The following is a 21262-nucleotide window of genomic DNA, read 5'->3' on the forward strand; positions in this document are numbered from 1 at the left end:
ATGAAACATATTCTATTTGTATGTACAGGCAATACGTGCCGAAGTCCCATGGCAGAGGGGCTTTTGCGAAAATTGGCCTCCGAGCGGGGCGTTCAGGTAGAGGTTCGTTCCGCAGGTGTGGCCGCAACTTCGGGTATGCCCATTTCGCGTCATGCGGAAGCCGTGTTGAGGGATCATAACGTGGAGGGGCCACCTCATTCAACACAGCTGAGTTCCAATCTCGTAGGTTGGGCAGATCTGATTCTTACGTTAACGCGGAGTCATAAGCAACATGTGATGCAGGTATTTCCGGATTCAGTGCACAAAACCTACACGTTAAAAGAGTATGTGGAGAACGATGAGCAGGTTTTGAATGATCTTCAGGAATTGGACAGCCTCTTCGCAACACTGGAGATGAAGCGTGCGCTAGGGCAAGAAATTCTCGCATCCGAGCGCGAACGTGCCATCGAAATCAGACAGCGTATTCCAAGTTTCGACATTTCTGATCCGTTTGGTGGCAGCCGTGATGATTACAATATAGCTGCAGCAGAGATTCGGACCGCATTGGACCGGCTTTTGGATAAGTTCGAATAATCTGGATTGCACAGGGACAGGTTATAGAAACAGAACATAGGATGTAAATTAATCGTTGATTTTAAACGCAGGTTGTTTTATGATGAAAGGGAAAACAGGGATCCGGTGTAACTGGCGACGAAGTGGGCATAACCACGATGGAGCACCGGAACAAACGGCCGGTCGCCTGGGCAAAAGAGCAATTCTGCGTTAGCCGCAGACTGCTCTTTTTTTCGTCTTTCATCTGATTATTCGCTATAATAGGTCCTGAGATGCCATGCAAGAGTACGAAGGACAGCCAAGAGAAAGCGGGCATGATTTTATCGGGAGGCGATAATGGGATGACTATGGAGTTAGATTCGGAACAACCCAAATTGCAGGAACAGACCGCATCCATTCTGCATGAACTGGCACTTGCCGGACAGCTTGGCCCTGGACAGATCGTGGTGATCGGTACAAGTACAAGTGAGGTTGCAGGCAAACGCATTGGTACAAGTGGTGCCATTGAAGTGGCGCAGCAGCTTCTTGCGGGTATACGCGAGGTGCAGGAGGCATTTGGTTTTGAGACTGTATTCCAATGTTGTGAGCATTTGAACCGTGCGGTGGTGATGGAACGTTCTATGCTTACTCGTCTTGGATTGACTGAGGTTGGTGCAGTACCCGTGCCTAAGGCCGGAGGTTCAATGGCATCTGCAGCCTATCGCTCGCTGACCGATCCATGCCTGGCTGAACATGTTCAGGCCCACGCGGGACTGGACATTGGGGAGACGATGATTGGCATGCATCTACGTCATGTAGCTGTACCTTTTCGCACACAGCTCCGTTATATTGGAGATGCACGTGTGACCACAGCGTTAACCCGTCCGAAGTTGATTGGTGGCGAACGTGCCGTATATCAGATGGAAGAACAACCAGATTCGACATTTTGTGACTAATATCTTCAACCTGTATAAAGCCAAATTAGACTTTACACGAAAACAGAGAGTGCAACACCAATCTGAAGAAGCAAGGCGTTCGCCTGAAAGCTTTCCTTCGGAAAGCTACATCGGAAGCATACGCTATCCCCGGATTTTCCCCTTATTATAAGGGAGTTCAAAAAAATCCAGGGATAACAGCGATCTGAAGATGGTGATGCAATCGAAGTCAGGAGTGTAACCACTGTAGTTTTGCTTTATAACTTCACTTATAACTGGGAGGAATTTAATCATGGAACAATTGCGCAAGAATGACCCGGCAGTACTGGAAGCGATGAATCTTGAACTGAAACGTCAACAGAACAACATTGAGCTAATCGCATCCGAGAACATCGTAAGTGAAGCAGTAATCGAAGCATTGGGATCTGTTCTGACCAACAAGTATGCTGAAGGATATCCAGGCAAACGTTACTATGGCGGATGTGGGCATGTGGACATCGTTGAAGATATCGCACGTGACCGTGCCAAAGAATTGTTCGGGGCAGAGCATGTGAATGTTCAACCTCACTCCGGCGCGCAAGCGAACATGGCGGTGTATCTTGCAGCTTTGAAACCAGGGGATACCGTACTCGGTATGAACCTTGCCCATGGTGGACACCTCACACACGGTAGCCCGGTTAACGCATCCGGTTTGCTGTACAACTTCGTAGCTTACGGCGTGCAGGAAGATACATTCCTGATTGATTATGATGAAGTGCGCAAAGCGGCTTTTAAACACCGTCCTCGCATGATCGTTGCAGGAGCAAGTGCATATCCGCGTACCATTGATTTCGAAAAATTGGCTTCTATCGCCAATGATGTTGGTGCTTTGTTCATGGTGGACATGGCTCACATTGCAGGATTGGTTGCTGCTGGGTTGCACCCGAATCCGGTTCCACATGCGCATTTCGTAACCACAACAACGCACAAAACGCTGCGTGGACCACGTGGTGGTATGATTCTGTGCACCAAAGCTTGGGCAGCTGCGATTGACAAGGCTGTATTCCCAGGCTCCCAAGGTGGACCGTTGATGCATGTGATTGCGTCCAAAGCGGTAGCATTCGGTGAAGCACTGCAACCTTCGTTCAAAACGTATGCAGAGAATGTCGTGAAAAACGCACAGGTTCTGGCTGAAACGCTGATTGCGGAAGGATTAAACATCGTGTCCGGCGGTACTGATAATCACTTGATGCTGATCGACACACGTAGCGTAAACATCACAGGTAAGGAAGCAGAGCACGTTCTTGATTCCATCGGCATTACCGTGAACAAAAATGCGATTCCGTTCGATCCAACAAGTCCGTTTATTACGAGCGGTATTCGGATTGGTACACCTGCGGCAACATCCCGTGGTATGAACGAAGAAGCTATGGTTGCCATTGGTAAGATCATTGCCAAAACGCTGAAAAATCCAAAAGATACAGCGAAGCTGGATGAGGCTCGTGCAGAAGTAACTGCACTGACAGACCAATTCCCGCTCTACACCGACCTTAAATACTAATATTACTAAAAATATTGCTCATGCTGTTTGTATTTGAGTGTTTCTAAAATGGAATACAAAATAACGAAGCAGACAGAATGAGGCCGTAGAAGCGAAGCGTTCGCATTTATCCCCGAATTTTCACTTTTATAAGGTGATTCATAAAATTCGGGGATAACGGCGATCGAAGGAGCATTCTGGTGGCGGAGTGCAATTGTATTCAGCGTTTTGAGCATTCAAGTGACATAACAGCACGAGCAAACAGGACCGGATGGATCATTTTCCGGTCCTGTTTTTTATAGGATTCGGTATTCTGTAATGATTGGGTGCCCTTTGATGGTGTAATTCGGTGTGGGTGATGATATAATATACAGGATTTATCGGGCCGGTGAATGATGGCTAGGTATATTTGGAAATGCTGAACATGAAGAACTTACCGGAGGGACAAATTAGATGGGAAAATTAGTAATATGTGATCACCCCTTGATTCAACACAAACTGACGTTTATACGCGACATGCGTACGAATACGAAAGATTTTCGTGAATTGGTGGATGAAGTAGCAACGTTGATGGCTTATGAGATTACAAGAGATGTTGAGCTGGAGACTATTGATGTGCAGACACCTGTAGCAGCGACACAAGGCAAAGTCATTTCTGGACGTATGCTCGGACTGGTACCGATTCTGCGTGCAGGACTCGGAATGCTGGATGGTGTTGTGAAATTATTGCCAGCTGCAAAAGTTGGACATGTGGGTCTGTTCCGTGACCCGGAAACACTGCAACCCGTAGAATACTACACCAAACTGCCTACAGACGTGACTGAGCGTCAACTCATTGTGATTGACCCGATGCTGGCAACTGGCGGCTCGGCCATCGCAGCCATTGATGTGCTCAAAAAACGCGGCTGTACCCAAATCAAAATGATGAACCTCGTTGCAGCACCAGAAGGCGTAAAAGCTGTACAGGAAGCTCACCCGGATGTAGATATTTATGTGGCTGCACTGGATGACCGTCTGGATGACCACGGTTATATCGTTCCAGGACTTGGCGATGCAGGAGACCGTTTATACGGCACTAAATAAGCATATTGCATGCTTGTAAGAGGTTCGGAATTTATAGAAAAGGGGGCTATGCTTGAATGTCCAACAAAATTAAAGTCATGACGATCTTCGGGGTTCGGCCTGAAGCCATCAAGATGGCTCCGCTTATTTTGGAATTGCAAAAACATCCCGAGTCTATCGAATCTATTGTTTGCGTAACTGCGCAGCATCGACAGATGTTGGATCAGGTACTTGAAGTTTTCGACATACATCCCGATTATGATCTGGATGTAATGAAAGATCGGCAGACATTGAATGAGATTACGATTCGTGTTCTGGGTGGCCTGGAGCCGGTTTTACGTGAAGCGAATCCGGATATTGTACTGGTTCACGGAGATACACTGACTACATTTGTAGCAAGTTATGCAGCATTCCTGCAACAGATTCAGGTAGGGCATGTGGAAGCGGGGCTACGGACATGGAACAAACTGTCTCCGTTTCCAGAAGAGATGAACCGCCAATTGACGGGTGTATTGGCTGATTTACATTTTGCACCAACAGATAGGTCTGCTTCTAATCTTGCCAAAGAAAATAAATCGGAGTCTAGTACGTACGTCACAGGCAACACGGTTACAGATGTGTTTCAATATACAGTACAGGAGGATTACAAACATCCGGTACTTGAATGGGCACAGGGCAAACGTCTTGTGTTGTTGACAGCTCATCGCCGTGAATCTCAAGGCGAGCCTCACCGCAACATTTTTCAGGCCGTCAAACGGATTGCTGACGACTTCGAAGATATTGCCATTGTGTACCCGGTGCATCCTAGTCCTGCTGTGAAGGAGCCGGCTCACGAGATTTTGGGGAATCACCCCCGTATTCAATTAATAGATCCATTAGACGTAGTGGATTTGCATAACTTTTACCCGCACACTCACTTGATTTTGACCGATTCAGGCGGCTTGCAGGAAGAAGCGCCTTCGTTTGGTGTGCCTGTGCTCGTATTGCGCGATACGACAGAACGCCCGGAAGGCATTGAAGCTGGAACGCTGGAACTGGTGGGTACGGAAGAGGAACGTGTTTATGAACGGACCAAAGCTCTGCTTACAGACGAAAACCTGTATGCAAGTATGAGTCAGGCTGCTAATCCATACGGTGATGGACATGCTTCGGAAAGAATTGTCAATGCGATTTTGCACCATTTTGGTGTAAATAGTGAACGTCCGGAATCATTTCACAGAAAATTCAAAAAATAATTCAATTTTTCTGACGGATTTATAAAGGGCATAGTGTACAGTTAAACTGTACGGTTTACGCGGGTTTATGGGCTATGTGAGTCTGTATTCCCGTCGTTTTACCCTTTAAAACGCTAAAATCATTCAATTGACAAAGGCTCTCATCATTCAGTAAAATTAACTGGGATTGCAAGGGTGGCGTGGAAAATGGCCGATTCGAACAAACCAAATTCATCCCGTAACCATGACGATAATGTATGGAAAGCGATGGGACTCGTTACAGCTTTTGGAATCGAGATTGCCATTCTCGCTGTTGCCGGATATTACGCTGGCTCCTGGTTGGACAAGACCATTGGGGGTAACGGAATATGGATCGCCGTAAGCGTTCTCTTTTTTCTTGCGGCAGGCGGTGTAAGCATCTACTTTATCGCGAAAAAAATCATGGGGGAAAGTGATGAGTGAACTAACCAGATACCGCAGATCGATGACTGTTTTCGTCATGTACTTTCTTATGATTTGTTTTCTCGCAGCGGCCTTTATGCCACGTGTGGAGACAATTGCTTTGGGACTGGCCCTGGGTACAGGAATTAGCTGGATCAATGCATTTTACCTGGGCTACAAAGTAAGGAAAATGTCTGATGATGCGGCAGAAGGTAACTTGAAGCGTGTCAACCTGGGATTTTTGACAAGAGCGGCATTCGCTGTGCTCGGTATATTCATATCGATGCGCTTTCCGCAGTACTTCAATACATATGCGGTTGCAGGCGGTCTCGTCATTGCACAATATTCCTTATTGATTATAGGGATTGTCTATTCCCGCAGAGCAGAATGAGTTAGGTGCTGCAGCTTTCAAGTCGAGAAAGGGGTGAGAAAAATATGCATGAAGCTCCAATTATTATGCTTGGCGGATTTCGATTGGATCTATCGGTTCTGTTGATGCTGGTCGTTACAGGTGCAATTGTTTTTATTTTTGCTGTACTGGCAACACGGAGATTATCCGTTGAAAATCCCGGCAAGCTGCAAAATTTTATGGAGTGGGCAGTAGAATTCGTCCGCAATCTGATTTCCAGTACAATGGATATGAAGAAAGGTAAACATTTTATCTCTCTCGCTCTTTCCATGATTATGTTCATTTTTGTAGGGAACATGCTCGGTCTTCCGCTCGTGGCTGTATCTGAAGTGACAGATGTCAATCAGGCGCAGGTGTTCGGTCAGCCGATTGTTACAGCGGTGGAAGCGTTTGAAAAGGCGCATGCCAAGGACCCTGAAGCACATCCGCACGTTGAACTGGCTTGGTGGAAATCACCGACAGCCGACTTGTCTGTAACGATGGGACTGGCTCTGGTTGCGTTCCTTGTCTCTCATGGACTCGGATTATTCCGCAACACGAGAGGTTACCTCAAGCATTACCTGAAGCCATTTGCTCTGTTCTTACCGATCAACTTGATCGAGACGGCATCCAAGCTGTTGACACACGGTATGCGTCTATTCGCGAATATCTTCGCGGGTGAGGTACTAATCGCAACGATCCTGAAACTGACCACATTCAAAGTGTTTGGTGCCATTGCAGCGATTCCGCTATTAATGGTGTGGCAGGGTTTTAGTATCTTTATCGGCGCGATACAGGCATTTGTGTTTGTTATCTTGATGATGGTGTACATTTCACAGAGCATCGAGACGCACGATGAACATTAAGTTTCAAGCCCTACGAAGATTTCTTCACCAGGCTGAACAATAAAAAATACGATTTATTATTTTAAGGAGGATATACAAATGGGAGCAATGGCATTAATCGCAGCAGCAATTGTTGCAGGACTAGGCGCGTTTGGCGCAGGTATTGGTAACGGTATGGTAATCAGCAAAACGGTGGAGGGTATTGCCCGTCAACCGGAAGCTAAATCCACTCTTCAAACAACAATGTTTATCGGTGTAGGTTTGATCGAGGTATTGCCGATCATCGGTGTGGTACTCGCGTTCATGTTCTACGGTATGGCTTAATCAAATTGATAAAGGTTTGGCGGGGAAGGCCATAGCCGTCCGCGCCTTCTTTTTAGGTAATGTCCGTACTAACGGATGAACGTTTCAAGGATACCTCCAGGAAGGAGTGAACAGATTGAGTTTCATATGGGAAAATACGTTGCTTGCGATGATTGCATTCGCAATTTTATATTGGCTGCTTAGCCGTTATGCTTTCGCTCCATTGTTCTCCATTATGGAAAAACGTCGTGAACTCGTGTTGGCGCAGATGAATGAGGCTGCTCAGACTCGGGAACAGGCTATCGCCTATGTGGAGGAACAAAAACAAGCTCTTGAGCAAGCGCGCAAAGATGCTTACGATATCATTGAACAGTCCAAACAAACAGGTGGCAAACAAGCTGAATCGATTATGGCTGATGCGAAAGCGGAAGCTAACCGTCTGAAAGACGATGCAGTACGTGAAATCGAGAGCGAGAAGAACAAAGCAGTCGCAGCGCTTCGCAGCGAACTGGGTACAGCTTCCGTTCAGATTGCTTCCAGATTGATCAAAAAAGAAGTTGAGAACGGTCCTGCACAAGAGGAACTTGTGAACCAATACCTCAATGAGGTAGGAGGCCGACAATGAGCCGCGATACGATTGTTGCCAAGCGTTATGCGAAAGCATTGTTCGAAGTTGCTCTACAGCAACAGCAGGTGCTTGAGGTTGAACAGGAACTGGGTGTGGTAGTCAGTGCATTGACTGGAGATGCTGATATCGAGAAGTTTATCGTATCTCCCAATATCTCTGATGAAGCCAAACAGAACGTGCTTCATTCAAGTCTTGATGGTAAGGTATCTGAGCCGGTCCTTCGTACAGTCTTGTTGTTGATTGAGCGTGGACGTGTTGAATTGCTGGAAGATTTGCTGAATGATTATCGGAAGATCCAAGGTGAGTCGCTCGGCATCGCTGATGCACGTGTTTACTCGACTTATGCATTGAATGATGAAGAGAAAGCAGCGGTTGCCCGTGAATTCGGTGGCCGTGTGAATAAAAAGATTCGTATCGAGAATATTGTTGATCCGACTCTGCTGGGCGGATTGAAAGTCGCCATTGGCGATACGATCTATGACGGCAGCTTGGCTGGCAAGCTCGAACGTCTTGAGCAGTCTTTTAACAGACGAGTACAGTAGATTGGGGTGAGGACACTTGAGTATCAAGCCAGAAGAAATCAGTACATTAATTAAGAGCCAAATCGAACAATACAAGACCGATATCGATGTAGTCGAAGTTGGGACGGTTATCGAGGTTGGTGATGGTATCGCTCGTGTTTACGGACTTGAGAACGTCATGTCCAACGAGTTGGTTGAATTCCCAAGCGGTGTTATGGGACTCGCCATGAACGTGGAAGAAAGCAATGTCGGTGTCGTTATCCTGGGACCTTACTATGATATTCGTGAAGGCGACCAAGTGAAGCGTACTGGTCAAATCATGCAAGTGCCTGTAGGCGAAGCATTGATTGGACGCGTTGTGAACCCACTCGGTATTCCAGTGGATGGCAAAGGGCCAATCGCTACAACGGAATTCCGTCCGGTTGAAGGTAAAGCACCAGGCGTAATGGATCGTAAATCGGTTCATGAGCCGATGCAAACAGGGATCAAAGCCATTGATGCAATGGTTCCAATCGGTCGTGGACAACGTGAGTTGATCATCGGTGACCGTCAAACAGGTAAAACATCCATCGCAATTGATGCGATCCTGAATCAAAAAGGTAGCGGCATGAAATGTATCTATGTGGCTATTGGTCAGAAACAATCTACAGTTGCGCAAGTAGTGGAAACTCTTCGTCGTAAAGGCGCAATGGAGTACACCATCGTTGTAACTGCAGCAGCTTCCGATCCATCACCACTCTTGTACATCGCACCGTATTCCGGTTGTTCGATGGGTGAGTACTTCATGTACAAAGGCGAGCACGTTCTTGTTATCTATGATGACTTGACCAAACAAGCCTCTGCATATCGTGAGCTTTCTTTGTTGCTTCGTCGTCCACCAGGCCGTGAGGCTTATCCGGGTGACGTCTTCTACCTGCACTCCCGTTTGCTGGAGCGTGCTGCGAAGCTGAATGATGAACTGGGTGGTGGTTCTTTAACCGCACTGCCATTTATTGAAACACAAGCTTCCGACGTATCTGCATACATTCCAACGAACGTAATCTCCATCACAGACGGACAAATCTTCCTGGAAGCTGACTTGTTCAATGCTGGACAACGCCCGGCGATCAACGTAGGTATCTCCGTATCCCGTGTCGGTGGTTCTGCTCAGATCAAAGCGATGAAAAAGGTTGCAGGTTCCCTGCGTCTCGACCTCGCTCAATATCGTGAGCTTCAAGCGTTCTCCCAGTTCGGTTCCGATCTGGACAAAGCGACTCAGGCCCGCCTGAATCGTGGTGCACGCATGATGGAAATCCTGAAGCAAGGTGTGAACCAGCCTCTGGCTGTAGAACAACAGGTGGTCAGCTTGTACACAGCCGTTAAAGGATTCCTGGATGAAATTCCTACAGGTGATGTGACTCGTTTTGAGCATGAGTTCCTCGCGTTCATGGATAGCAGCCATCCAGAAATTCTCGGTTCCATCCGTGATACTAAAGAACTGACTGCAGACAACGAAAATGCGCTGAAAGGCGCAATTGAGAAGTTCAGAAAGAGCTTTGCTGTCTCTGTCTAAATAAATGACTGCAGGTGCGGAGTTGCCTAACCGATTCCGCATGTCTGCATGTGAAACTTTGACGCTATCAAAGTAAAAATGATGCTTACGAAGTAACTTTGGCTCTGCCAAAGTAGAGTTGTGCTTACGATGTAGTTTTGACTCTGTCAAAACTAGTGAATGCTTACGAAGTAACTTTGGCTCTGCCAAAGTTTTGAGGTGGTGAAATCATGGCAAAAGGCATGCGCGAAATTAAGCGGCAAATTAAAAGCGTACAAAGCACCAAGCAGATCACCAAAGCAATGGAGATGGTTGCTGCTGCAAAACTGCGTAAAGCGCAGGAAAAAGCAGAGGCAGCTCGTCCTTATTCGGAGAAGCTGAAAGAAGTTGTAGCCAGTATTGCATCGAGCACGCAAGGAATCCAGCATCCGATGCTGGAGAGCCGTCCAGTCAAAAGGACAGCTTATCTGATTATCACATCAGACCGTGGGCTTGCAGGTGGTTATAATGCAAACGTTCTGCGTCAGGTGAATCAGACGCTCAAGGAACGCCACAACTCTCAGGATGACTACGAATTGTTCGTTATTGGACGAAAAGGACGCGACTACTTCAGACGTCGTGAAATGGCGATGGCATCCACAACAACGGATCTGTCGGATTCGCCTTCATTTGCAGATATTAAATCCATTGCACACGAGGCTGTTCATGGGTTTGAACTGGCTGAATTTGATGAATTGTACATTTGTTATAACCGCTTTGTGAATGCGTTGACCCAGATTCCTACGGTAGAACGTCTTCTCCCTATGGAAACACCTGAGGTAACTGCTGCGGAAGGACCAACGGCAAGCTACGAATACGAGCCGTCTGCTGAGGCTGTACTGGAGGTTTTGCTTCCGCGTTACGCGGAGACGCTGATCTATGGTGCGCTTCTGAACGGTAAGGCGAGTGAGCTAGGCGCGAAAATGACGGCGATGGGTAATGCAACCAAAAATGCATCCAAAATGATTAACGAGTTATCATTGACCTATAACCGTGCCCGTCAAGCGGCGATTACGCAGGAGATTACGGAAATTGTGGCAGGTGCCAACGCAGCACAAGGCTAACTGTTTTTATTAATGAAGGCTTGCAGAGCAAAGATAAACGAACGGTACATTATTTTTGCAAAAGTAGCAGGCTTGTAGGAGGGGAACGTTAAGATGAACAAAGGACGCGTTGTGAGCATCATGGGTCCGGTTGTTGACGTCGAGTTTGATCGCGGCGGTCTGCCGGAAATCCTCAATGCCATTACGATCACTACAGTAAGTGAGAGCGGCGTTAGTGTGAACCTTACACTCGAAGCTTCGAGACATCTGGGTGACAACCGTGTACGTTGTATTGCAATGTCCTCCACGGACGGACTTGTACGTGGTATGGAAGCATTAGATACAGGAGCTCCAATCTCTGTACCTGTCGGCGAAGCGACACTGGGTCGTGTATTTAACGTACTCGGCGAAGCGATTGATACTGGCGGTGCTGTAGCTACTGAACAGAAAAACCCGATTCACCGTTCAGCTCCTGCATTTGATGAACTGACTACCCAGGCAGAGATGCTGGAGACAGGAATCAAAGTTATCGACTTACTCGCTCCTTACGCTAAAGGTGGTAAAATCGGCCTCTTCGGTGGTGCCGGTGTAGGTAAAACGGTAACGATTCAGGAATTGATCAACAACATCGCACAAGAGCACGGCGGTATCTCCGTATTCGCGGGTGTTGGTGAGCGTACACGTGAAGGTAATGACTTGTATCACGAGATGAGTGATTCCGGCGTTATCAACAAAACAGCAATGGTCTTCGGACAAATGAACGAGCCTCCAGGCGCACGTCTTCGTGTAGCCCTCACAGGTCTGACCATGGCGGAATACTTCCGTGATGAAGAAGGCCGTGACGTGTTGCTCTTTATCGATAACATCTTCCGTTTCACTCAAGCGGGTTCAGAAGTATCGGCCTTGCTTGGTCGTATGCCTTCCGCGGTAGGTTACCAACCTACGCTGGCAACGGAAATGGGTCAACTGCAAGAACGTATCACTTCAACAAAAAAAGGTTCCGTAACATCCATTCAGGCGATCTACGTGCCTGCGGATGACTATACTGACCCGGCTCCTGCAACGACGTTTGCCCACTTGGATGCAACGACGAATCTGGAGCGTAAAATCTCCGAAATGGGTATCTACCCTGCGGTAGATCCGCTGGCATCCAGCTCCCGGATCTTGTCTCCTGAAGTAGTAGGTGAAGAACATTACAACGTAGCTCAAGGCGTTAAACGTATCTTGGCACGTTACAATGAATTGCAAGATATCATTGCAATCCTGGGTATGGACGAGTTGAGTGAGGAAGACAGAGCGCTTGTATACCGTGCTCGTAAAATCCAACGTTTCTTGTCTCAGCCTTTCCACGTTGCTGAAGCATTTAACGGTATTCCGGGTAAATATGTTCCAGTTAAAGAAACGGTGCGCAGCTTTAAAGAGATTCTCGAAGGTAAGTATGATGATCTTCCGGAAGCAGCTTTCCTCTTTGTTGGTACAATTGAAGAGGCAGTGGAGAAAGCCAAAACACTGGTTTAGTCTGAATCCAGGATTGTCCTTATGTGGGCTATCCTTCGGATAGTTTCAGGAGGGATGGAATTGAGCACCTTTTTGTTGGAAATTGTAACACCCGAGCGTCTGGTGTATTCAGAACAAGTGAATAGCATCACGGTTCGTGGTATTGAAGGGGAACTAGGCATACTGCCTGGTCATATTCCTATGGTTACACCTTTGCAGATTGCACCAATCTATATTCGTAACGGAAAAGAAAATAAACAAGTTGCGATTGGTGGCGGGTTTATCGAAGTACGTAAAGATAAGGTTGTTGTACTCGCGGAGAGTGCTGAATTCCCGGAAAGCATTGATGTGGATCGTGCGCGTGCGGCGAAAGAGCGGGCAGAACGTCGGCTTGCAAGCCAAAGCAATCAGGACCACTTTGATCACCGCCGTGCAGAGATTGCGTTGCAAAAAGCGGTTAACCGGATTAACGTATTCGGCAAATAAACGATTCTTGGAAGCCCGGCGGCTTAGTCTGCCGGGCTTTTTGAGTTTTAGTAGTAAAGTAGATTTACCGAATATAGTAAAATGTTGGGCCGGAGCCTCTACGCGATTCCCTTCATTAATCAGAAGTTTCTTGAGTGAGTTATTCACCGTCGGTGAGGATATGAATAGAATGTAGGACTAAAGTAGTGGGGACATTTACCACTAAAAGAACCATTTTTTTAGATGTGAAATTAAATTATTTCCGAGGAAATGACAGAATCGATATCGAAATAGCGCTCTTTTATGTCGTTTTAGTCACAAAATCCTGATGTTTTAAAATTAAAATGTTTATGAAGTGGAAATCAATGTAATTGACAATGTATGATGAAAGAGCCTATATTCCATAGAGTCAGCAGAAGCAGGAAGCTGCGTAGTCCATTTCCATAGTCATGCACAGTCGGATTGTTGCTGCTCTTTGATGGGGCATCAGGGGATTCCTGCATGGCAGGAGTAAATCTGACAGTAAGCTCAGTATGTTGTGATCCAGACATTCCAGTATACTAACAAGTTATGGGTGCCAGGCATATGATATGCTGATTGCTGCAACAAATGTGGAGGTAATGAATATATGGATACTGATCTGGCAAATCAGGTCAACCAGACGTTAAGCACGAATGGCTTGGTCTCAATTATCGTCTCCCTTTTATGTATAGCGTTATCATGGTGGGCTTTGCAAAATCTTAAACTGGATTTAGTGATTAGACAGCCACTAGGTGCTCAGGGAAGACTGTTACATTTGCTCTTAGCCATCATTTTGGGGCACGCCGTTGCTGGCTTTGTCATTGACTACTTGTCTTGGACCCAAATGTTGCGGAATTTGTTTTAATGTTGAGATGGTTGGTTAATCATCTGTTAGGTTCTTCAAGGAGCTCATTGTCGAATAACATCGATTAATTGTGTTAACAATTAGAGTATGAGTTGTCGGGTAAAGCTATTAAGAAAAAAATGTGACGTAAAATTGGATGAATTTGAGATGTTTTATGTAAAAATGCTTGTATCGTACAATTCAACAATGTTATGATGGAAGTTAGGGAATTCACAATTGTTCACTTATATTTGTAGTTATAAACGGGATATCCGGTTGATACCGGCTAATAACCATCCCACTTTGTTTGTTCTGATGCTCTGCTGGCTTGTAGACACTGATTTTACATGCTGAATGGCAGGATGCATGGCACACGGTATCATTGATATGAATTATATAAAAAAACCAATTCTTTTCTAACAGGCATTTGTGGCATTCTGCCAGATTATGTCGAAATTCCACACACAGCAACAGTCCTTTCTACCACAGTGGGGCTTACGTATTCCGGAATGAAGAAAAGGGAATAAAAGCGCGGAGGGAACCATGATGAGCAAATTTATCGTCCGCGGTGGCAAAAGGTTGACCGGAAGTGTCAAAGTTAGCGGCGCTAAAAATTCTGTTCTTCCGATCATCGCTGCCTCTCTCTTAGGGGAAGAAGGACAAAGCGTTATTATTGACGCACCTCCTCTAGACGATGTGATGACGATTAACAAGGTGTTGGAATCGCTTGGAGCGGGAGTTACATACCGGGACGAAGTGATTACCGTAAATGCGGAGAAACTTACTTCCTGTGAAGCCCCGTATGAATGGGTGAGTAAAATGCGGGCGTCTTTCCTGGTCATGGGGCCTTTGTTGACGCGTATGGGTCATACAAGAATCTCACTTCCGGGTGGATGTGCCATCGGTACAAGACCAATCGATCAGCATTTGAAAGGTTTTGAAGCCATGGGTGCTGAGATCAGCTTGGGCCAAGGTTATATCGAAGCTCGCAGCCAAGGTCGGTTGCGTGGTGCTAAAATTTATCTGGATGTGGCTTCCGTAGGTGCCACTCAAAATATTATGATGGCTGCAACATTGGCTGAAGGCGTGACCGTTCTGGAGAACGCGGCTAAAGAACCAGAGATTGTGGATCTGGCCAACTTCCTGAATGGAATGGGTGCCATCGTACGTGGTGCTGGAACCGGAGTGATCCGCATTGAAGGTGTGGAGAAACTGAAAGGCGTACAGCACACGGTTATTCCGGATCGGGTAGAAGCGGGTACGTATATGGCTGCTGCTGCAATATCCGGTGGTGACGTGTACATTGAAGGTGCCATCTCTGATCATCTCGGCTCGGTTATTGCGAAGCTTGAAGAGATGGGTGTAACGATCCAACCGGATGAGAATGGCGTGCGTGTCATAGCAGATCGCCCTCTTAAGGCTGTGGACGTGAAAACATTACCTTACCCAGGATTCCCGACAGATATGCAATCCCAGATGATGGCTCTCTTGTTAGCATCTGAAGGAACAAGTGTCGTGACAGAGACTGTTTTTGAGAACCGATTCATGCATGTGGATGAGTTCGCATTAATGAATGCGGAGATCAAAGTTGAAGGACGTTCGTCCATCATTACAGGTAATGCCAAACTGAAGGGTGCCAAAGTAACGGCTACCGATTTGCGTGCGGGTGCCGCACTCATTATTGCAGGTCTTGTTGCTGAAGGTACAACGGAAGTGGGCGGTACTCATCACATAGACCGTGGTTATGTACATCTCGCTGAGAAGCTTAATGGACTTGGAGCCGACATCTATCGTATCTCGGTTGAAGAACCTAAGCTGGAAGCTGTTAAGAAACACAGTGAGAAAGTCGAGGAAGTGCCTATGTTCAAGGTACAACCGACGATGGCTTAACACTGAAATGACTATATAGAGCTTTTCTGTAGTATGAGACACACCGTTGTGTGGATTGAAGATACTGTGGAATGCATGTTTTCTCAAAGTATAAAGCTAAGCCATCCGGCTTGGCTTTTTTTTTGTCTTTTTTAAGATGATCCGACAGGGGATACAATTCTCTACGAATAGTGATCTTTAAGGTCTTTTAATTAGATCTGTGCTGCAATTGCCTCAATGCAAATAACGATCAACGCAATAAGTACCTGATTCTATTAATAGCTGGTCCTAACTTGTATAGCATAACATTGTATTCTGTACCGATTCTGAATCAAATGAAAGAGCGTACTTTCTGCATGTTCTTGTCTATGGACATACCACCGTATTTTAGCGACAGATCAACGTTTATAAGGTGTACATGGCAAATGGAAGCAGAAAAAGGAACAGAACTAAAAGAGTCTCGTTTCTCTTAAATCAGGTTCTATCAGATCGAGCCAGCTCATACCCTAAACTATGGATTTGAACATCAGAACCGGTATTTGACCGGCCAAAGCAACGGAGGGTTATATTCGAATGAAAGAAGCTCGTGTACAGGTAAAGGTGCCCCTTGTCCCTCGCCCAGGTATGCAAGAGTCGGAGGAGAATACCGTTTCTGTTTCTGGAGTAGGTAAAGACAAGCTCCCCCCAATGCACTTGAGAAGCGTTCCACCGCCTGATACAAGATCGTCAAGCCCAGGAGGGATAAAGACTGAACCAGAACTTGTTCCGGCGAATGAGCTGGAGAGAACGACTACCGAGCGTACGCATGTACCTGTGATTGAGCTGGACCAATTTCGGCGTGTGAAGCATCGCCGAATGCGTACGTTTGGACGAAGACGTCGATGGGGACGCAGCTCCACAAGGTGGCAGCCGGCAGCCGCCGTATCTGCACTATTGGCTATGGCGTTACTGATTCCGGTAATTTTGGTATGGCCCCGATCAGATGAATCGGCTAAGCCAATCCCTGCTCCAACAGATGCAGTTAATACAAGGACTCCAGTCCCTACACCAGCAGTGCCCGTCACTTATCCTGAACCGAAAGTACGTGTATTCCTAGCTGCAACGGGCACAACGATGAATCTGCCGCTGGAAGATTATGTTACTGGAGTAGTAGCGGCCGAGATGCCTGCGGAATTCAGACTGGAGGCGCTGAAGGCACAGGCGATCGCAGCTCGAACATTTATCGTGAGGAGACTCGCAGCGAGTGATACGAGCGGTGTTCCAGCGGGTGCGGCTGATGTAACGGATACAGTGAGCCATCAGGTGTTTACTCCGCCAGATCAGGTTAGAGCAGATTGGATTCGTCTGGGGAAGGTCAAGGAATGGGAGAAGCTGCAACAGGCTGTCCGTGAAAGTAAGGATACCGTCATGACTTATCAGGGAAAGGCAATCACCGCTTCCTTTTTCTCTACCAGTAATGGGTATACGGAGAATGCCGAGGATGTGTGGGGAAACGCTGTACCTTATCTGCAAAGTGTAGACAGTCCGTGGGACAAAAATCTGGCTCCAGGCTTCAAACAAACCGTCACGATGAAGCGTAGTGAGATCTTGCAGAAGTTGAATCTGGATGCCATTCCGGTTACTTCTCAGAAGAATGGATCGTGGATGGAAGTATTATCTACTACCAAAGGACATCGGATTAAGGAAATGCAGATTGCAGGGGAAACATTCAGTGGTCCAGAGGTTCGTAAACAGCTCGGATTAAGATCCAGCCAATTCAGTTGGAGAACCACAGGGGATGAGGTTCAGATTACAACGTATGGATACGGGCATGGGGTTGGCATGAGCCAATGGGGAGCAAACGGCATGGCGCAGGAAGGTCACACCGCTACCCAGATTCTCAAACACTATTACACTGGCATCTCCTTTGGACAGGCATCCAAGATGTTGGCATCGAAATAGGGCACACAGAGATACAGATCTATATAGATCGAAACAGATAAGGATAAAGGGAAGGGCAAGGAAGGATAAGGAAAGGATAAGGAAAGGATAAGGGCAAAAGCAAAAGATAAGGATTAAGGTAAAGGAAAGAGCAGGAGCAAGAACAAAGAGCAAGAGCGAAGATAAGAGCGAGTTAAGACAAGGGCAAGAGTACAAGACAAGTGGCAAGCTGACGAAGAAGAAGGATATGGGCAGGGCAACAGTTTAGGCTGTTGTTTAGTTAGTATTTAATCGTGAGTCTGTGCAGGTCTTCGTTCACCTTTGGAGGGCTAACGAACTTCAGACACCTTATTAGCCCCATTATGTATGAATGGAAAACCTAACGAATCTCAGACACGCTATATCACCATATATCACGGATTTGGACTGATAATAGCCCTAAAATGGATGATTAGCGTGTTTACGATTCGTTACATTTTCTAGGTTGCTGTTTTACCATCAATAAGGGCGCCTGAGTTCGTTAGAAATATTCTATTAGAGTTAACTTCAACATAACGAACCAAACCAATATAATAAACAGCCCAATTTAAACCAAAACCATAATTCCAACCAAAATCATAATTTCAACATTCAAGTCCAAACTGTAATTCCAAAAATTCAAGCTCAAAATGAAGAGACGCAAAAAGGATCTTGATTATAATTCGACTCTACCTAAGCAAACAAACTATACAGTCGTTCTCCAAACATATCGGGTCTGATGCCGCTTCATTCTATATGGTTATATAAACTTCAGCATTATCTCATCATCTCATAAACTCACTTCATAGAAGGATTGGTCATTAAAGCCAATTCGCTCTTTTTACCACCCGCCCTTTCCGGAAATTTTTAGACTTGGCTATATATGCGGAGAGTGCGAGCGTACGGGTAGCGCAGGGGACAGAAAAGACCTGTAGAATCGCAGCTAAAAGCTTTCGGAAAGAAAGCTGCATCGGAAGCATAAACATATCTATCTTTACTACAAGATTTCACCTTTGAAGAAGGTGATAGATGAAATCCGGTAGTAACAGCCGGTCGAAAGGTTTTCTGGCCCCGGAGCGGCGCACGTACCCGCTGCACATCTCCACCCTATATAGCACTCTCTGAAACCTCTGTGAAAATAATTAGAGTCGCGCGTGTATAAAAGAGTTGCACCCGGTAACACTTGTTACTGAGGTGATCAAGATGAATGAACAAAACAAAAAAACAGTCCAAGAAGAAACTCCTAAAACAACACAAGGAGTACCGGCTAGCCAGCCCTCTTCATGGAGAAGAGCAATGTCCAAACGTTGGGTCTTTCCGGCAGCCTACATCGCAGCAGCAGGTATTATACTAACATTAGTGTGGGTCTACCAGGGCACAGGCGACAAAGCTATGAACCCGGACTCTGCTAACGGAGTGGTCGAAACAGGTGCAGCGAGTACAGAAGAAACAGCAGTTGGCGGAGAACAGGAAAGTGTGGAAGTTGTTGCAAAGTCGGAGAATTTTGGTTGGCCTGTAGCAGTGCCGTCCGAAATTTCAGTAGTTAAGCCATTCTATGACAACGAAGCTTCAACCGAAGAACATGAAGCGGCGATGGTTCAGTACAATGATACATTCATCCCGAACACGGGTGTGGATCTGGCACGTGGCGATAACAAAACGTTTGAAGTCAAAGCAGCGCTTGGCGGTAAAGTCACACGGGTGGAGCAGAACCCTCTCACAGGTCAGGTTGTGGAAATCACACACAGCGATAACCTGAAGACGGTGTACCAAAGCTTGGCAGACGTCAAAGTGAAACAGGACGACGAAGTGAAACAAGGAGATGCGATTGCATCTGCTGGCGTCAATGAATTGGGAAAAACGCTTGGCAACCACCTTCACTTTGAAGTGTACGAAGACGGACAGCCGGTTAACCCGCAAGGATATCTTCCGAAAAAATAAATGATTTTTACCGCAGCAACATGATGGGCAGAGGGGATAAACCTCTGCTCTTTTTGTGCTTTTCAGAAAATAATGGGACCTTCGAAGCTTGTCACACCTCTAAACCGCGAATATATAGGCATGCTCCTCATATAATGTACCAAACTATCCACACAGTAGGGAGGCGGGAGCGTGCACGATTACATCAAGGAACGGACCATCAAAATTGGTCGCTGCATTGTTGAGACGAGGAATACGGTCCGTACCATTGCCAAGGAATTCGGCGTGTCAAAGAGTACTGTGCATAAGGATCTGACGGAGCGTCTGCCGGAAATCAACCCTGATCTTGCTGACCAGGTGAAACACATTTTGGAGTACCATAAGTCGATCCGCCATTTGCGGGGTGGTGAAGCGACCAAAATTAAATACAAAAAAACGAGTGGCAAGAAACGTGAGGTGTTGGCTTCCGCCAAATCGTAAGCATCTTCACAAAGACGTAGGCCAAAAAGCTCACACATGCATTGAATCCCTCCCCTGAAGTATGATATGTTAAAAGCTGGTACAGGATCGAATTATGACATCTTATCAGCCCGATTTTTACATATATATGTTGCACTTTGTCGAACGAGCGGTGACGTGATAAGGGACTCTTTTTCACAGGATACGCTGACCAAATAATATCACTTTGGGGGCTCTTTTATGTTTAGCAAGGATATCGGTATTGATCTTGGCACGGCTAACGTGCTTATTCACGTGAAAGGAAGTGGGGTTGTCCTCGATGAACCTTCCGTCGTGACCATTGAAAGAGATACGAAGCGGGTCCTTGCTGTTGGGGAAGAAGCGCGTCGTATGGTGGGGCGTACTCCAGGTAACATTGTTGCCATTAGACCGTTGCGTGACGGTGTTATTGCGGACTTCGAGATTACGGAAGCGATGCTCAGACATTTCATTAATCGTGTGGGTGCAAGAAGCTGGTACAGCCACCCGCGAATTCTGATCTGTGCACCGACGAATATTACTTCCGTGGAGCAGAAGGCCATCCGCGAGGCTGCGGAGCGCAGCGGTGCCAAAGAAGTGTTTCTGGAAGAAGAGCCAAAAGCGGCAGCGATCGGTGCGGGGATGGATATCTTTCAGCCGAGCGGCAATATGGTCGTGGATATCGGCGGCGGAACGACTGACGTTGCAGTCCTGTCTATGGGCGACGTAGTCACCGCCTCTTCTATTAAAGTCGCAGGGGACAAGTTCGATGAAGCAATAATCAAGTTTATCAAAGCCAAGTACAAGCTCATGATCGGTGAACGGACCGCTGAAGATATCAAGATTGCCATTGGTTCAGTGAACCCAAGTGGACGCCAATCCGAGATGGATATACGCGGACGTGATATGGTATCTGGTCTGCCTGTTACCGTAACGGTATCGGGAAATGAAATACAGGAAGCACTCTGGGATTCCGTGCAATCCATCATCGTTGCAGCCAAATCCGTATTGGAACGTACACCGCCGGAACTGTCAGCAGACATTATCGATCGTGGTGTGGTATTGACGGGCGGAGGCGCATTGCTGAACGGACTGGACGAGCTTTTGTCCAATGAATTGCATGTACCGGTATGGGTTGCGGAAGATCCAATGCATTGTGTCGTGAAGGGGACAGGCATTATGCTTAATAATTTGGATCAGGTGGTTAAGAAAAAGTTCTAATCTGCCGATA

General features: G+C 46.6%; 21 protein-coding genes and 1 riboswitch. All 21 genes read left to right on the forward strand.

The features are described from left to right. The 21 genes from C0Q44_RS08285 (at nt 1) to mreB (ending at nt 21252) form a co-directional block, all read left to right on the forward strand. Entirely contained in the window at nt 1–573 is a 573-nt protein-coding gene (locus tag C0Q44_RS08285) for a low molecular weight protein arginine phosphatase (protein WP_105406839.1), read from the forward strand. Nucleotides 574–670: 97 nt separating this feature from the next. Then, nucleotides 671–752, forward strand: a riboswitch (ZMP/ZTP riboswitch). A 141-nt stretch (nt 753–893) separates the two neighbouring features. Further along, nucleotides 894–1487: a TIGR01440 family protein gene (locus C0Q44_RS08290; protein ID WP_105406840.1), complete on the forward strand. Its 594-nt coding sequence runs from the start codon at nt 894–896 to the stop codon at nt 1485–1487. A 271-nt stretch (nt 1488–1758) separates the two neighbouring features. Beyond that, on the forward strand, nt 1759–3006 hold the full coding sequence (locus C0Q44_RS08295) for a serine hydroxymethyltransferase (RefSeq protein WP_181150904.1): 1248 nt from the start codon (nt 1759–1761) through the stop codon (nt 3004–3006). A 432-nt stretch (nt 3007–3438) separates the two neighbouring features. After that, on the forward strand, nt 3439–4068 hold the full coding sequence (gene upp, locus C0Q44_RS08300; protein ID WP_024632725.1) for a uracil phosphoribosyltransferase: 630 nt from the start codon (nt 3439–3441) through the stop codon (nt 4066–4068). Nucleotides 4069–4124: 56 nt separating this feature from the next. Continuing rightward, nucleotides 4125–5282, forward strand: coding sequence for a non-hydrolyzing UDP-N-acetylglucosamine 2-epimerase (gene wecB / locus C0Q44_RS08305; RefSeq protein ID WP_105406842.1), 1158 nt, complete (start codon nt 4125–4127; stop codon nt 5280–5282). A gap of 186 nt (nt 5283–5468) precedes the next feature. Beyond that, entirely contained in the window at nt 5469–5723 is a 255-nt protein-coding gene (locus tag C0Q44_RS08310) for an AtpZ/AtpI family protein (protein WP_017691931.1), read from the forward strand. Then, entirely contained in the window at nt 5716–6093 is a 378-nt protein-coding gene (locus C0Q44_RS08315; RefSeq protein WP_105406843.1) for an ATP synthase subunit I, read from the forward strand. Before C0Q44_RS08310 ends, C0Q44_RS08315 begins: the two co-directional genes overlap by 8 nt. A gap of 44 nt (nt 6094–6137) precedes the next feature. Then, nucleotides 6138–6956 (forward strand): F0F1 ATP synthase subunit A, encoded by an 819-nt coding sequence (gene atpB / locus C0Q44_RS08320; protein WP_105406844.1) that lies wholly within the window; start codon nt 6138–6140, stop codon nt 6954–6956. A gap of 78 nt (nt 6957–7034) precedes the next feature. Continuing rightward, on the forward strand, nt 7035–7259 hold the full coding sequence (gene atpE, locus C0Q44_RS08325; protein ID WP_017691934.1) for a F0F1 ATP synthase subunit C: 225 nt from the start codon (nt 7035–7037) through the stop codon (nt 7257–7259). Between the two features lie 115 nt (nt 7260–7374). After that, a complete protein-coding gene (gene atpF, locus C0Q44_RS08330) occupies nt 7375–7863 on the forward strand; it encodes a F0F1 ATP synthase subunit B (RefSeq protein WP_181150905.1) in 489 nt (162 codons plus the stop codon). After that, nucleotides 7860–8408, forward strand: a complete 549-nt coding sequence (locus C0Q44_RS08335; RefSeq protein ID WP_105406845.1) for a F0F1 ATP synthase subunit delta — start codon at nt 7860–7862, stop codon at nt 8406–8408. The genes atpF and C0Q44_RS08335 overlap by 4 nt, the downstream gene beginning before the upstream one ends. Nucleotides 8409–8424: 16 nt before the next feature. Continuing rightward, complete coding sequence (gene atpA, locus C0Q44_RS08340) at nt 8425–9939, forward strand: F0F1 ATP synthase subunit alpha (RefSeq protein ID WP_105406846.1); 1515 nt, start codon at nt 8425–8427, stop codon at nt 9937–9939. A gap of 209 nt (nt 9940–10148) precedes the next feature. Then, on the forward strand, nt 10149–11021 hold the full coding sequence (atpG, locus tag C0Q44_RS08345) for an ATP synthase F1 subunit gamma (RefSeq protein WP_105406847.1): 873 nt from the start codon (nt 10149–10151) through the stop codon (nt 11019–11021). 93 nt (nt 11022–11114) lie between these two features. Then, on the forward strand, nt 11115–12518 hold the full coding sequence (atpD, locus tag C0Q44_RS08350) for a F0F1 ATP synthase subunit beta (RefSeq protein ID WP_105406848.1): 1404 nt from the start codon (nt 11115–11117) through the stop codon (nt 12516–12518). Nucleotides 12519–12578: 60 nt separating this feature from the next. Beyond that, a complete protein-coding gene (locus C0Q44_RS08355) occupies nt 12579–12983 on the forward strand; it encodes a F0F1 ATP synthase subunit epsilon (RefSeq protein WP_105407652.1) in 405 nt (134 codons plus the stop codon). A gap of 607 nt (nt 12984–13590) precedes the next feature. Then, complete coding sequence (locus C0Q44_RS08360) at nt 13591–13848, forward strand: DUF1146 family protein (protein WP_105406849.1); 258 nt, start codon at nt 13591–13593, stop codon at nt 13846–13848. A gap of 525 nt (nt 13849–14373) precedes the next feature. After that, nucleotides 14374–15717, forward strand: a complete 1344-nt coding sequence (gene murA / locus C0Q44_RS08365) for a UDP-N-acetylglucosamine 1-carboxyvinyltransferase (protein WP_105406850.1) — start codon at nt 14374–14376, stop codon at nt 15715–15717. Nucleotides 15718–16269: 552 nt separating this feature from the next. After that, a complete protein-coding gene (spoIID, locus tag C0Q44_RS08370; RefSeq protein ID WP_105406851.1) occupies nt 16270–17637 on the forward strand; it encodes a stage II sporulation protein D in 1368 nt (455 codons plus the stop codon). 1200 nt (nt 17638–18837) lie between these two features. Beyond that, nucleotides 18838–19575, forward strand: coding sequence for a M23 family metallopeptidase (locus C0Q44_RS08375; protein ID WP_105406852.1), 738 nt, complete (start codon nt 18838–18840; stop codon nt 19573–19575). A gap of 171 nt (nt 19576–19746) precedes the next feature. After that, nucleotides 19747–20034, forward strand: a complete 288-nt coding sequence (spoIIID, locus tag C0Q44_RS08380) for a sporulation transcriptional regulator SpoIIID (RefSeq protein WP_024632710.1) — start codon at nt 19747–19749, stop codon at nt 20032–20034. Between the two features lie 219 nt (nt 20035–20253). Continuing rightward, on the forward strand, nt 20254–21252 hold the full coding sequence (gene mreB / locus C0Q44_RS08385; RefSeq protein WP_105406853.1) for a rod shape-determining protein: 999 nt from the start codon (nt 20254–20256) through the stop codon (nt 21250–21252). Nucleotides 21253–21262 lie beyond the last annotated feature (10 nt).

It is taken from the genome of Paenibacillus sp. PCH8, from assembly GCF_002968835.1.
Taxonomy (GTDB): domain Bacteria; phylum Bacillota; class Bacilli; order Paenibacillales; family Paenibacillaceae; genus Paenibacillus.